Genomic DNA, 14360 nt, shown 5'->3' with positions numbered 1-14360 from the left:
CTCAGGCGGCGTTCTTGAGTTTCGGGTCCAGCGCATCGCGCAGGCCGTCGCCCATCAGGTTGATTGCCAGCACACTGAGCAGAATGGTCAAGCCAGGCAGGCTCACCACCCACCAGGCGCGCTCGATGTAGTCACGGGCCGAGGCCAGCATGGTGCCCCATTCCGGTGTCGGCGGTTGCACGCCAAGGCCCAGAAAGCCCAGGGCGGCGGCATCGAGAATCGCCGACGAGAAGCTCAAGGTGGCCTGCACGATCAGCGGCGCCATACAGTTTGGCAGCACGGTGACGAACATCAGCCGTGGCAGGCTGGCACCGGCCAGACGTGCAGCGGTGACATAGTCGCGGTTCAACTCGCCCATCACCGCTGCGCGGGTCAGGCGCACATAAGACGGCAAGGACACCACGGCGATGGCGATGACGGTGTTGATCAGCCCTGGGCCGAGAATCGCGACGATGGCCACTGCCAGCAGTAGCGAGGGCAAGGCCAGCATCACATCCATCAGGCGCATGATCGACGGGCCGAGTAGCTGCGGGAAGAAGCCGGCCAGCAGGCCCAGCAATATGCCAGGGATCAGCGACATCACCACCGAAGAGAGGCCGATCAGCAGCGACAGCCGTGCACCCTGGATCAGCCGCGACAGCAGGTCGCGGCCCAGCTCATCGGTGCCGAGGATGAACTGCCAGGTGCCGCCGTCGAGCCACACTGGCGGGGTCAGCAGAAAGTCCCGGTACTGCTCGCTCGGGTCATGGGGTGCAACCCAGGGCGCAAACAACGCGCAGAACACCACCAGGCACATGAAGGCTAGGCCCATCACGGCGCCCTTGTTGCGGGCGAAGGCGTGCCAGAATTCTTTGTACGGCGAGGGGTACAGCAGGCTTTGGTCCACCGGGCTGGCCGGTGCGACGGATTTAGCAATCGGACTAGTCATGGCAAAGGTCTCAGCGCTGATGACGGATGCGTGGGTTGGCCAGGCCGTAGAGAATATCCACGACGAAGTTGACCAGGATCACCAGGCAGGCGATCAACAGGATGCCGTTCTGGACCACGGGGTAGTCACGGGCGCCGATGGCTTCGATCAGCCACTTGCCAATGCCCGGCCAGGAAAAGATGGTTTCGGTCAGTACCGCGCCGGCCAACAGCGTACCCACCTGCAGGCCGAACACCGTCAGCACTGGGATCAGTGCGTTGCGCAGGCCATGCACGAACACCACGCGGGCGGGCGACAGGCCCTTGGCGCGAGCGGTGCGTATATAGTCTTCGCGCAGCACTTCGAGCATCGACGAACGGGTCATGCGGGCAATCACCGCCAAAGGAATGGTGCCTAGCACAATGGCCGGCAGAATCAGGTGCATCACGGCATCCTTGAATGCACCCTCCTCGTCGCTGAGCAGGGTATCGATGAGCATGAAGCCGGTTTTCGGTTCGATGTCATAGAGCAGGTCGATGCGCCCGGACACTGGCGTCCAGCCCAGGCTGACGGAGAAGAACATGATCAGGATCAGGCCCCACCAGAAGATCGGCATGGAATAGCCTGCCAGCGAGATGCCCATTACCCCGTGATCGAACAGCGACCCGCGCTTGAGCGCGGCGATCACCCCGGCCAGCAGGCCGACGATGCCGGCAAACAGCAGGGCGGCCAAGGCCAGCTCCAATGTGGCAGGGAACAGGGTGAGAAACTCGCGCCACACGCTTTCACGCGTACGTAGCGATTCACCCAAATCGCCCTGGGCCAGCTTGCCGACGTAGTCCAGGTACTGGGCCGGGAGGGGCTTGTTCAGCCCCAGGCGCTCCATGGCCTGGGCGTGCATTTCAGGGTCGACCCTGCGCTCGCCCATCATCACTTCCACGGGGTCGCCGGGGATCAGGCGTATGAGCGCGAAGGTCAGCAAGGTGATACCGAAGAAGGTCGGTATCAGCAAGCCCAGGCGCCGGGCAATAAAACTCAACATTGTCGGGGATACCTCATCAGCGGGTCACGCAATGCCGCCGGTGCCCGTTTGGGTTCCCGGCGATCGTTGTTGTTCTACTTCACCTTGGTGGTGGCGAAGTTGTTGTTGGTCAGAGGGTTGATCACATACCCCTCCACGTTGTCACGCATGGCGGTGAACATCTTCGGATGGGCCATGCTGATCCAGGGTTGATCGTCATCGTACACCTTCAAAGCCTCGGCATAGAGCCGGGCGCGCTCGTCGTTGTCGATCACTTCGCGGGCGCGGGTGATCAGTTCCTGGAATTTGGCATTGCACCAGCGTGCATAGTTCTCACCGTTTTTGGCGGCTTCGCAACTGAGCAGCGGCGAAAGGAAGTTGTCCGGGTCACCGTTGTCGCCGGCCCAGCCGGTGGACACCAGGTCCGCTTCGCCGTTCTTGGCCCGGCGCAGCATTTCGGCCCACTCCATCACGCGGATGTCCAGCTTCAGGCCAATCTGCTTGAGGTCGGACTGGAGCATTTCGGCGGACAGGCGCGGGTTGGGGTTGGTCGGGCCGCCGCCGTTGCGGGTGAACAGGGTGATCACCGTACCTTCGGGTACGCCGGCTTGCTTGAGCAGTTCGCGGGCCTTCGCAAGGTCGCGCGGCGGGTTCTTGTTCTCGGTGTTGTAGCCGATCATGGTCGGCGGGTACGGGTTCACCCCGACCAGCGCGTTGCCTTTGCCGAACAGTTGATCGACATGGGTCTGGCGGTCGAAGGCCATGTTGATGGCTTTGCGCACGCGAACGTCGCTCAGGTACTTGTGCTGGGTGTTCATGGCGATGTAGCCGGTGACCAAGGCTTCCATCTCGGCCACTTTCAGCGACGGGTCGGCCTTGATCGACGCTACATCGTCCGGCTTGGGGTAAAGCGCTACCTGGCATTCATTGGCGCGCAGCTTCTGCAGGCGCACATTGCTGTCGGTGGCGATGGCGAAGATCAGCGCGTCGCTTGGCGGCTTGCCACGGAAGTAGTCCGGGTTGGGCTTGAAGCGCACCTGGGCGTCCTTGTTGTAGCGCTGGAAGATGAACGGGCCAGTGCCGATCGGCTTGCTGTTGAGGTCGCCGGTCTTGCCGGCTTTGAGCAGTTGGTCACCATATTCGGCGGAATAGATCGAGGTGAAGGCCATGGCCATATCACGCAGGAACGGGGCTTCGGGACGAGTCAGGGTAATGACCACGGTATGGTCGTCGGTCTTTTCCACCGACTTGAGCAATTGCTTGAAGGACATGCTCTCGAAGTAGGGATAACCCACGCTGGTTTTGCCGTGCCACGGGTGCTTGGGGTCGAGCTGGCGGTTCAGGCTCCACAGCACATCGTCGGCGTTGAAGTCACGGCTTGGCTTGAAGTAGTCAGTGGTATGGAACTTCACCCCTTGGCGCAGGTGAAAGGTGTAGGTCAGGCCGTCGGCGGATATGTCCCAGCGTTCGGCCAAGGCCGGCTGCAGGTCAGTGGTCCCAGGCTTGAAGTCGACCAGGCGGTTGAACAGCGTTTCAGCCGAAGCGTCTGAAGTGACCGCCGTGGTGTACTGGACCACGTCGAAGCCTTCCGGGCTGGCCTCGGTGCACACCACCAACGGCTTGGCCGCAAGGTTGCCGGCGACGCCGAGGATGACCGCTGCCAGGGCAGCGCGAAGCGGTAGCGATGTCATGGATACTCCCTGCTTGCATTGATTCCAGCGTAGCCGCCACGGCCCGGCTCGAAGCGGGCCGTGGCGCCATCGGTCAGAGAATGTTGAATGGAATGGTGGTCACCAGCCGGAACTCGTCCAGGCTGCCATCGCCCTGGGCCTTGCTGGCGCGGTGGGCGGTATAGGTGGCTCGGATGCTGGTGTCCTTCAGCGGCCCACTCTGCACTGCGTAACTGGTGCCGATACCCCACTCGTAGTGGGTTTCACCGTCCAGGCCGTTGACGTCGTAGGCGGTGCCTCGGTAATGAGTGCCGTCGATGCCCCAGCCACGGGCGTTGTACAGGTTGAATTTCAGGCCTGGAACGCCGTAGGGCGCCATGTTCAGCACGTAGGACAGCTGCAGGGATTTCTCGTTGGGGCCGTTGAAGTCCGACAGCAGCGAGTTGGCCAGGAAGATGCCGTTGGTTTCATGCAGGTAGTCGAAGTACTCGTTGCCGTTGACTTGCTGCCAAGACGCAGTGAGGGTGTGCGCCTGATGGGTCAGGCCCAGCGACAGGCTGTAGATATCGTTATCGATATCGCCCATCTTCTTGCTGCCGGTATCCACGGTCTTGTAGTAGTTCAGGCCGGTGGTCAGCGCCAACACTGCGCTGTCGCCCAGCACGTGGCTGGCACCGAAGTAGTACTGGTTCCAGAAATCATCGACGTGGGTGGTGTAGAGGCTGGTGGTCAGGCTCTTGAAGGGCTGGTAGTTGACCCCGGCGGTGCTGGCGCGGTCGGTTTCCACGCCCGTAGCGCTGTATTCACTACGGAATTTGCTCAGGCTCTGTTCGGTACGTGGCGATACACGGTCGAAGGTGCCCAGGTCGATCGACAGGTTGTCGAACTCGGCGCTGTGCACAAATGCCCCTTGAAAGCTCGAGGGCAGGGCACGGTTGCCGATGTAGGCAATCATCGGTGTGTCCACCGACTGGCGGCCCACCGTCAGGGTGGTATTGGACAGGCGCGCCTTGACGTTGGCCAGGCCCATCTTGCTCCACTGGCCAACGGGGTCGCCGTCGCTGTGGGTCAGGGTGCGGTTGTTCGGCCCGGCGATCGCGGCCCGGCCTTGCTCCAGGGCGATGGCGTTGTAGCCGGCAGCCTCTACGGCAAAGCCGATGGTGCCTTGGGTGAAGCCCGAGCTGTAATTGAGGATGCTGCCCTGCACCCAGTTGTTGCGGCTGTGGGTGTCGTGGCGGGTGCCGTCACCTTTGTAGTACTTCCACAGTGGCGCGCGGGTCGCGCGTTCATGGGCGTACCAGTTGCGGGTGCTGCCGGACAGGCTTTGGCCTTCGACAAAGCCTGTGGCCTGGTCTTGTTCGCTGGTGGTTTTGAGGCTCAGCGGTAGGTATTGCTGGCTCTGCGGGTCGGCCTGGGCTACGGCAGAAAAGCTGCCGATGGATAACGCCAAAGCGGTCAAGGTGAATAGTCTCAAGATTTAAACTCCCTTTCTGTTCTTCTAGTTATGCCTGGCCTTGTGGGCCGGCTTGTTGCGGTGTTGCCAGGGTTGCCCGGGGTCGCCGGGCCAAATCGGGGGCCTTGGGTTGGCTGCGCTGGCCTTTTCGCGGATCAAGCCGCGCCTACAGTCTTACCCGTTGCAGTCGGGTGACCTGCGAAGCGGCGCCAGGGGCTAGGGGCTAATCGACACTCACGCCGGAAAAGTCATTACGCCCGAACGGGCTGACCTTGAAATCTGCCACCTTGATGCTCAGCGGCTGGTTGACCGTGGAGTGCGCCACGGGGGTGATCGGCACCTGCTGCTTCAGGCGCTGCTGGGCCTGCTGGTAGAGGGCAGTACGCTGTTGGCGGTCGGTGACCTGCTTGGCCCGCTTGACCAGGCTGTCGTACTGCGGGTCGCACCACAGCGAGTAGTTGTTGCTGCCGATGGCGTCGCAGCTGTACAGGGTGCCCAGCCAGTTGTCCGGGTCGCCGTTGTCACCGGTCCAGCCGATCAGTGCGACGTCGTGCTCACCGCTTTTCATACGCTTCAAGTACTCGCCCCATTCGTAGCTGACGATGCGCACCTTGAAGCCGAGCTTGTTCCAGTCCGCCTGGAGCATTTCGGCCATTAGCTTGGCGTTGGGGTTGTAAGGCCGCTGCACGGGCATGGCCCACAAGGTGATCTCGGTGCCTGGCTCGACCCCGGCTTGCTGTAGCAGTTGCTTGGCTTTTTCCGGGTCGAAGGGTGCGTCCTTGAGGCTGCTGTCGTAAGACCACTGCGTCGGCGGCATGGCATTGACTGCCAGTTGGCCAGAGGCCTGATACACCGCCTGTAAAATGGCCTGCTTGTTCACCGCCATGTCCATGGCCTGACGCACCTCCAGGCGGTCGAACGGCGGGTGCTGGGTGTTGTAGGCGATGTAGCCGAGGTTGAAGCCTGGCTGTTGCATGACCTGCAGCTTGGCGTCGGCCTTGAGCGCAGGCAGGTCGGCCGGGCGTGGGTGCAAGGTGACCTGGCATTCGTTGCGGCGCAGCTTCTGAATGCGCACCGACGGGTCGGTGTTGATCGAGAACACCAGGTTGTCGATTTTCACCTCATCCGGTGCCCAGTAATCCTGGTTTCCTTTGAAGCGAATCTGCGAGTCCTTCTGGTAGCGCTGGAACACGAACGGCCCGGTGCCGATCGGCTGCTGGTTGATGTCGCTGGGCCGCCCGCTGGCCAACAGTTGCCCTGCATACTCGGCGGACAATATCGAGGCGAAGCTCATCGCCAGGTTCTGGACGAAGGCTGCGTCCACCTTGTTCAGGGTGAACACCACGGTCATCGGGCCGGTCTTCTCGACCTTTGCAATGTTCTTGTCCAAGCCCATGCTGACGAAGTATGGGAATTCGGTCGGGTAAGCCTTACGGAACGGTTGTTCCCTGTCGAGCATGCGGTTGAAGGTGAACAACACGTCGTCGGCGTTGAAGTCACGGGTTGGGGTGAATGCCTTGTTGGCGTGGAACTTCACCCCTTGGCGCAGGTGGAAGGTGTAGCGCAGGCCATCGTCGGAAACTTCCCATTTCGTCGCCAGAGCCGGTTGCACCGCCGTGCCGCCGCGTTCGAATTCCACCAGGCGGTTGTAGATAGGCTCCGCAGCGTCGTTATCGGTGGCGCTGGTGTACTGCGCGGTGTCGAAGCCAGCCGGGCTGCCTTCGGAGCAGAACACCAGGTTCTTGGCCTGCACGGCAGTGGCCTGGCTCAGCAGGCCGAGAGCGAGCAGGGTCGAGCGATAGATGACAGGGCGCATGGCGGTTCCTTTTCCAGCTGCTTACGCCGCCCACGGGTACGAATGGCGGCAACAGTTTGCCGACTCCGTCGCCAGTGGCGTCGGAGGGCTCGAGATGCTTGGGGGTGGTGAGGCGGTACCCACCGCCTGGCAGCGGGTACCTGGGCTAGCCTATTTGTCCACGCTGACGCCGTAGAACGCGTTCAGCGCGAAGGGGCTGATCTTGAAGTCCTTCACCTTGGCACTCATCGGCTGATAGACGGTGGAGTGGGCAATGGGGGTGATAGGCACTTGCTCTTTGAGAATGTGCTGAGCCTTTTGATAGAGCTCGGTGCGCTGGGCCTGGTCGGAGGTGGCCTTGGCCTGTTTGATCAGGTCGTCGTAGGGCTTGTAGCACCACTTGGAGAAGTTGTTGCCATCAACGGCGTCGCAGCCATAAAGGGTGCCCAACCAGTTGTCCGGGTCCCCGTTGTCACCGCTCCAGCCAATCAGCATGGCGCCTTGCTCACCTGCCTTGGAGCGCTTGATGTACTCACCCCATTCATAGCTGACGATTTTGGCCTTGATGCCGATCTTGGCCCAATCGGCCTGAAGCATCTCGGCCATCAGCTTGGCATTGGGGTTGTAGGGGCGCTGCACAGGCATGGCCCACAAGGTGATTTCGGTACCGTCTTTGATCCCGGCTTCCTTGAGCAGTTGCTTGGCCTTTTCCGGGTCGTACGGCGCGTCCTTGATACTGTTGTCATAGGACCACTGGGTGGGCGGCATGGCGTTGACTGCCAGTTGCCCGGCGCCCTGGTACACCGATTCGATGATCTTCTTCTTGTCCACGGCCATGTCCAGCGCCTGGCGGACTTTCAACTGGGCCATTGGGTTGGGCTCGTTGCTGCCCTTGATCTTGTCCATCACGTTGTAGGCGATATAACCAAGGTTGAAGCCGGCCTGGTTCGGCATCTGCAGGTTCTTGTCGGCCTTCAGCGGCTCGATATCGGCTGGCCTTGGGAACAGCGTGACCTGGCACTCGTTCTTCTTGAGTTTCTGCATGCGCACCGAGGCATCGGTGGTGATGGCGAAGATCAAGTTGTCGATCTTCACATCTTCAGGCTTCCAGTAGTCCTTGTTGCCCTTGAAGCGGATCTGCGCGTCTTTCTGGTACTTGCTGAACACGAACGGGCCGGTGCCGATAGGCTTCTGATTGATATCGGCGGCTTTGCCCTGCTTGAGCAACTGATCGGCGTATTCGGCAGATTGAATGGAGGCGAAGCTCATGGCCAGGTTCTGGATGAAGGCGGCGTCTACCTCGTTCAGGGTGAACTTCACCGTGTGATCGTCGAGCTTCTCCACCTTGGCGATGTTCTTGTCCATGCCCATGTCGGTGAAGTACGGGAACTCGGTGGGGTAAGCCTTGCGGAAAGGGTGATCCTTGTCGAGCATGCGGTCGAAGGTGAACAGTACGTCGTCGGCGTTGAATTCACGGGTCGGCTTGAAATAGTCGGTGGTGTGGAACTTGACCCCTTCGCGCAGGTGGAAGGTGTAGCTCCTGCCGTCATCTGTGACCTCCCATTGGGTTGCCAGGCCCGGAATCACTGCAGTGCCACCGCGCTCGAACTGCGTCAGGCGGTTGAACATGGTCTCGGCCGAGGCGTCGAAGTCGGTCCCGGTGGTGTATTGCCCTGGGTCGAAGCCGGCTGGGCTGCCTTCGGAACAGAACACCAGATTGGAGGCGGCGTGGGCCAGCGGAGCGCCAGCGAGCAAGCCTGCACCTAGCAGGAACGGAATGACTGCGTGTTTGAGCATGGTGGCCTCATTGTTGTCATTTTTGATGTTGAGGTGGCCTCGTGAGCCGACCTGCGGATACTTATGCAGGGGATGTACCCAATGCAACCGTCTGAAGGATAGTTGGCGTCAGAAAAGTAGTACGATCGTACATGGATGTCGCATTCGTATAACTTTTAGCGAAGTTGAACGTTTGCGTGGGCAAAATGATGGCTTTTTGCGGGATGTTACGAGGCGGGAATTTCGTAGGATGCACTTATAGGGTGCGTAGGAAAATTCTTTAGTGGGACCCTTTGTGGGAGCAATGCGACCCGCCAATACAGGCCAAGCCCTGACCGAGCTGGCCTGTTGCTTGCAACGCAGGTTAAACCGCTCCCACTAGGGCCTGTGCAGCTATTTAGGGCATCTGTACTTCGATCAGGCCATCGGCATTCATGCTGACTTCACTGGTACCGGCTTCGATGTCTGGTGCTGGCGCGGCCTCATCGGCTGCCATGGCCTTCATCGCCATCGGTGCGCTGCGCAGGTAAGGGCGGGGGTAGCCAGAGCTGTTGAGGTTCAGGCTGACCACTTTGTAGCCTGTGCCGCCCAGCGCCTGAGTCGCCAGTTGCGCACGGGCTTTGAAGGCGTCCACTGCTTCCTTGAGCAGCTCATCCTCGCTGGCCTTGCGCGTGGCCGGGGCGATGGAAAAGTCCATACCGCCCATCTTCAGCTCCTGCAGCAGGTCTGCGGTGAGCTGGGAGAGGGCAGGGAAGTCAGCACCTTCCAGGCGCAATTCGGCGCGCTCACGCCAGCCGGTGATTTTCTGGCCCTTGCTGTCATAGACCGGGTAGCTGTTGCGGCTGCCTTGGCTGATTTTCACGTCCTTGACCTGGCGGGCCTGCTGCACAGCCTTGTTCATGGTTTCGGTGATCTGCTTGGCAAGCTTGCCTGGGTCGGTGTTCTGCGCTTCGCTGTAGAGGGTCACGACCATCAGGTCGCGAGCCACTTCCTTGCTGACTTCGGCGCGCAGCGATACCTGGTTGTAGCGTGGCTCGTCGGCCGCCAGGGCCGGCAAGCTGGCCAGCAGGCCACAGGTAAGGACAAAAGCGGCGCCGCGACTTGGCATGTACATGGGTTACTCCTTGGCAATGTGAGCGTGGGGTCTGGCCATCCATTCCACGCATGGCCCATAAGACCCAGAGCAGTGTAGTGGGTTCAAAGGTGCCGCCCAGCATGTGTGACAAAGTGTGGCGCTTTGCCGCATTGCTACAGCGCGGGGGCTGGCTTGGGTATACTTCAGCCGATTTTTCTGAAGCATTCATCGGGACAGCGCATGCTCGCCGCCGCACAACCGCTCTCTGCCACCCGCCAGAACCTCTGGCGCCTGACCGTCATTCGGGTGTTGGTCCTGGCCGCTCAGGCAGGGTCCGTAGGGGTCGCCTACTGGACCGACCTGCTGCCGCTGCCGTGGTTATCGCTGGCCGCCACATTGGCCCTGTCGTCACTGCTGTGCGCCTTCACAGCCTTGCGCCTGCGGTTGTCGCTGCCGGTCACCGAAACCGAATACGCGCTGCAATTGGCCTGCGACCTGCTGATCCACAGCGCCTTGCTGTATTATTCAGGCGGCTCCACCAATCCATTCGTGTCTTATTACCTGGTGCCGTTGGCGATAGCGGCGGTGACCTTGCCGTGGTTGTACTCGCTGATTCTGTCGGGCATCGCCCTGACCGCCTACAGCCTGCTGCTGGTGCAGTTCTACCCGCTCGAAGGCCTGCCGATGGCGCGGGACAAGATGCAGGTCTATGGCATGTGGCTGAGTATTGCGCTGGCCGCCGCCGTGATTACCTTCTTCGCCGCGCGCATGGCCGAGGAGCTGCGTCGTCAGGAGCAGTTGCGCTCCGAGCGCCGCGAAGAGAGCCTGCGTGATGAGCAACTGCTGGCCGTTGCCACCCAGGCTGCCGGCGCAGCGCACGAGCTGGGCACCCCCTTGGCGACCATGAGCGTGCTGCTCAACGAAATGCGCCAGGACCATACCGACCCGCTGCTGCAGGAAGATCTGCAAATCCTTCAGGACCAGGTGAAGCTGTGCAAGGAGACCCTCCAGCAGTTAGTGCGCGCCGCTGAGGCCAACCGCCGCCTGGCGGTGGTCGAGCAGGAGGTCACAGCCTGGCTTGATGAGGCGTTGAACCGCTGGCACCTGATGCGGCCTGAGGCCAGTTACCGCTTCCAGCGCCTGCGCGATGGTCAGGTACCGTGCCTGACGCCGCCACCAGACCTGACACAGGCACTGCTGAACTTGCTGAACAATGCCGCCGATGCCTGCCCTGACGACCTGCAGGTGACCCTTGACTGGGACGCCCAGGACATCCTGATCAGCATCCGTGACCATGGCCCCGGTGTACCGCCGGCCATTGCCGAGGCCATCGGCAAACCCTTCATTACCACCAAGGGCAAAGGCTTTGGTCTAGGCCTGTTCCTGAGCAAGGCCAGCGTGACCCGTGCGGGCGGCTCGGTAAAACTCTATAGTCATGAACAGGGTGGCACCCTGACCGAACTGCGCCTGCCCCATGGCAAGCGAGGAGATGAATGATGAGCGACGAAAACCAGGTTGAAGCCGAAGAGCTGCCGCACCTGTTGCTGGTGGACGATGACGCCACCTTTACTCGAGTGATGGCTCGCGCCATGAGCCGCCGCGGCTTTCGTGTGAGCACTGCCGGTTCTGCGGAGGAGGGCTTGGCCCTGGCCCAGCAGGACCTGCCGGACTACGCTACGTTGGACCTGAAGATGGAAGGCGACTCCGGCCTGGTGCTTCTGCCCAAGCTGCTCGAGCTGGACCCAGAGATGCGCGTGGTGATTCTGACCGGTTATTCGAGCATTGCCACCGCTGTCGAGGCGGTCAAGCGCGGCGCCTGCAACTACCTGTGCAAGCCAGCCGACGCCGACGATGTATTGGCGGCGTTGCTTTCCGAGCATGCCGACCTCGATACCCTGGTGCCGGAAAACCCCATGTCCGTGGACCGCCTGCAGTGGGAACACATACAGCGCGTGCTGAACGAGCACGAAGGCAATATCTCCGCCACTGCCCGAGCGCTGGGCATGCACCGGCGTACCTTGCAGCGCAAATTGCAGAAGCGCCCTGTGCGTCGCTGAATGTCTGCGGCATGGGCTAGCCTTTTTGCGGGTGAACCCCCGCCTACAGGAACCGTACACAGCCTGTAGGCGCACGTTCACCCGTGATTAGTCCTGCACAGGTGAATCGAGAAATGTGTTTATAGTCCTGCTAGATCCCCGCATTTCCTGGCGCGTTGGCGTATCATCAGTCGCCTAAAGGCAACTCCACCAGGACCGCTCGCGCATGCTTGCCCTTCTCATCCAGACGCTTAACATCACGGCACCGGTCTTCGCCATGCTGTTTCTGGGCGTGCTGCTCAAACGCATCCATCTGATCGACGACAACTTCAACCGGATCGCCTCGCAGTTGGTGTTCAACGTTTGCATGCCAGCGCTGCTGTTCCTCGGCATCTATCACGCCGACCTCGCTACAGCGGTGCAACCCAAAGTCATCCTCTACTTCGTCGTCGCTACCCTGGTCGGTTTCGCCATGGCCTGGGGTATGGCTGTCTGGCGCAGCCCATTGGCCGAGCGCGGCATCTACACCCAAGGTGCGTTTCGCGGCAACAACGGGGTGATCGGCCTGGCCCTGGCGGCCAGCCTCTACGGCGATTACGGCATTTCCCTGGGGGCGGTGCTCGCAGGGGTGGTCATCCTCATGTACAACTCGCTGTCAGCGGTGGTGCTGGCGGTGTACAGCTCGCAGCTCAAGTCCGATCCCTGGAGCATTCTCAAGAGCATTTTCAGCAACCCGTTGATCATCAGCGTCCTGGTGGCGACACCCATGGCTTACGGCCAGGTGCCGCTGCCCAACTGGCTGCTTACCTCGGGCGACTATCTGGCGCAGATGACCCTGCCACTGGCGCTGATCTGCATCGGTGGCACCCTTTCGCTGGCAGCGCTGCGCGACAGCGGCAAGCTGGCTATCGATGCCAGCCTGGTGAAGATGGTCTGGCTGCCGTTGATCGGCACCCTGGGCGCCTGGTTGTGCGGGTTCCGCGGTGCCGAACTGGGCATCCTTTTCCTGTACATCGCCAGCCCCACGGCGGCAGCCAGTTATGTGATGGCGCGCGCGGCTAACGGCAATCATGAACTGGCGGCGTCTATCATCGTGATCACTACGCTGATGGCTGCGGTCACCACCAACATTGGTATTTTCATCTTGCAGTGGGGCGGATGGATCTAGATCCTTCACTGCAAACAACAGCAAAAACACTGCCTCACTGAGCCAAAGGACTTTTCATGCAAGACCAGAGCACGCCCGAGCCGTTGAAGCGCGGGCTGAAGAATCGCCATATCCAGCTGATCGCGCTGGGCGGTGCTGTAGGTACAGGGTTGTTTCTTGGCATCGCCCAGACAATCCAGCTGGCTGGCCCTTCCGTATTGCTGGGCTACGCCATCGCCGGCCTGATGGCCTTCTTCATCATGCGTCAGTTGGGTGAGATGGTGGTGGAGGAGCCGGTGGCGGGGAGCTTCAGCCACTTCGCCCACCACTACTGGAGCGAGTTCGCCGGGTTCGTCTCCGGCTGGAACTACTGGGTGGTATACGTGCTCGTCGGCATGGCCGAACTCTCGGCGGTCGGGATCTACGTGCAGTACTGGTGGCCAGGCTTCCCGACCTGGGCCACGGCGGCGATCTTCTTTGTGGTCATCAACCTGATCAACCTTACCCAGGTCAGGGTATATGGCGAGATGGAGTTCTGGTTCGCACTGATCAAGGTGGTGGCGATCGTCAGCATGATTGGTTTCGGTGCCTGGCTGCTGGCAAGTGGCAATGGTGGCCCGGATGCCAGCGTATCCAACCTGTGGCAGTACGGCGGGTTCTTCCCCAATGGCGTGGCAGGCCTGGTGATGGCTTTGGCCGTGATCATGTTCTCGTTCGGGGGCCTGGAATTGGTCGGCATCACCGCTGCCGAGGCGGACAACCCGCGCCACAGCATTCCCAAGGCGACCAATCAGGTGGTCTATCGCATCCTGATCTTCTACATTGGTGCGCTGGCAGTGTTGTTGACGCTGTACCCTTGGCAGAAGGTGGTGCAAGGTGGCAGCCCATTCGTGATGATCTTCCACGAACTGGATAGCGATGTGGTGGCGACCATTCTCAACATCGTGGTGCTGACCGCTGCACTGTCGGTATACAACAGCTGCGTCTATGCCAACAGCCGCATGCTGTTCGGCTTGGCGAGCCAGGGTGATGCGCCGCGGCAATTGCTCAAGGTCAGCCGCGGTGGCGTGCCGCTCACCGCGCTTGGTGTTTCGGCAGTGGCCACCGGCCTTTGCGTGTTGATCAACTACCTGATGCCAGGCGAGGCCTTCGGGCTGTTGATGGCATTGGCGGTGTCGGCACTGGTGATCAACTGGGCCAGTATCAGTATCACTCACCTGAAGTTCCGCAAGGCCAAGCTGGCAACGGGTACTACCCCGTTCTACCAAAGTTGGGGGCATCCGCTGACCAATTACCTGTGTCTGGCGTTCATCGTTCTGATTCTGGTGGTGATGTACCTGACCCCGCCGATTCGAATTTCGGTGATGCTGATTCCGGGATGGATTGCGGTGCTGTGGGTGGCCTTCAAGCTGAAGAAGACTCGGCAGGTTCGGCGTTGAATTTGCACCGCCTGTGAGATCCAGCGCCGCCCGCGTGGCGC

The 14360-nt window shown here is 61.0% G+C and carries 11 protein-coding genes; 4 read left to right on the top strand and 7 right to left on the bottom strand.

Annotated elements, in window-relative coordinates; genetic code table 11:
• Position 1 precedes the first annotated feature (1 nt).
• The 7 genes from J5M56_RS15345 to J5M56_RS15315 all read right to left on the bottom strand — a co-directional run bounded on the left by J5M56_RS15345 (position 2) and on the right by J5M56_RS15315 (position 9736).
• A complete protein-coding gene (locus tag J5M56_RS15345) occupies positions 2 to 928 on the bottom strand; it encodes an ABC transporter permease subunit (protein ID WP_207937251.1) in 927 nt (308 codons plus the stop codon).
• 10 nt (positions 929 to 938) lie between these two features.
• Entirely contained in the window at positions 939 to 1949 is a 1011-nt protein-coding gene (locus tag J5M56_RS15340) for an ABC transporter permease subunit (RefSeq protein WP_060480376.1), read from the bottom strand.
• Between the two features lie 74 nt (positions 1950 to 2023).
• Positions 2024 to 3619: an ABC transporter substrate-binding protein gene (locus J5M56_RS15335; protein WP_207937250.1), complete on the bottom strand. Its 1596-nt coding sequence runs from the start codon at positions 3617 to 3619 to the stop codon at positions 2024 to 2026.
• Between the two features lie 73 nt (positions 3620 to 3692).
• Positions 3693 to 5072, bottom strand: coding sequence for an OprD family porin (locus J5M56_RS15330; RefSeq protein WP_207937249.1), 1380 nt, complete (start codon positions 5070 to 5072; stop codon positions 3693 to 3695).
• Positions 5073 to 5274: 202 nt separating this feature from the next.
• Positions 5275 to 6867 (bottom strand): ABC transporter substrate-binding protein, encoded by a 1593-nt coding sequence (locus tag J5M56_RS15325; RefSeq protein WP_186477681.1) that lies wholly within the window; start codon positions 6865 to 6867, stop codon positions 5275 to 5277.
• A gap of 150 nt (positions 6868 to 7017) precedes the next feature.
• On the bottom strand, positions 7018 to 8643 hold the full coding sequence (locus J5M56_RS15320) for an ABC transporter substrate-binding protein (protein ID WP_186477682.1): 1626 nt from the start codon (positions 8641 to 8643) through the stop codon (positions 7018 to 7020).
• A gap of 376 nt (positions 8644 to 9019) precedes the next feature.
• Positions 9020 to 9736 (bottom strand): SIMPL domain-containing protein, encoded by a 717-nt coding sequence (locus J5M56_RS15315; RefSeq protein WP_186477683.1) that lies wholly within the window; start codon positions 9734 to 9736, stop codon positions 9020 to 9022.
• A 201-nt stretch (positions 9737 to 9937) separates the two neighbouring features.
• Here J5M56_RS15315 and J5M56_RS15310 point away from each other — a divergent pair, with 201 nt between their 5' ends.
• The 4 genes from J5M56_RS15310 to J5M56_RS15295 all read left to right on the top strand — a co-directional run bounded on the left by J5M56_RS15310 (position 9938) and on the right by J5M56_RS15295 (position 14319).
• Positions 9938 to 11194, top strand: coding sequence for an ATP-binding protein (locus J5M56_RS15310; protein ID WP_060480370.1), 1257 nt, complete (start codon positions 9938 to 9940; stop codon positions 11192 to 11194).
• Positions 11194 to 11754 (top strand): response regulator transcription factor, encoded by a 561-nt coding sequence (locus J5M56_RS15305; protein ID WP_186477684.1) that lies wholly within the window; start codon positions 11194 to 11196, stop codon positions 11752 to 11754. Before J5M56_RS15310 ends, J5M56_RS15305 begins: the two co-directional genes overlap by 1 nt.
• A 205-nt stretch (positions 11755 to 11959) precedes the next feature.
• On the top strand, positions 11960 to 12901 hold the full coding sequence (locus tag J5M56_RS15300; RefSeq protein ID WP_060480368.1) for an AEC family transporter: 942 nt from the start codon (positions 11960 to 11962) through the stop codon (positions 12899 to 12901).
• A gap of 56 nt (positions 12902 to 12957) precedes the next feature.
• Positions 12958 to 14319, top strand: coding sequence for an amino acid permease (locus J5M56_RS15295; RefSeq protein WP_186477685.1), 1362 nt, complete (start codon positions 12958 to 12960; stop codon positions 14317 to 14319).
• Positions 14320 to 14360: the final 41 nt, after the last annotated feature.

This window comes from Pseudomonas sp. 51_B, assembly GCF_017491595.1.
Taxonomy (GTDB): domain Bacteria; phylum Pseudomonadota; class Gammaproteobacteria; order Pseudomonadales; family Pseudomonadaceae; genus Aquipseudomonas; species Aquipseudomonas promysalinigenes.
This window is presented reverse-complemented; position numbering and strand designations above follow the sequence as displayed.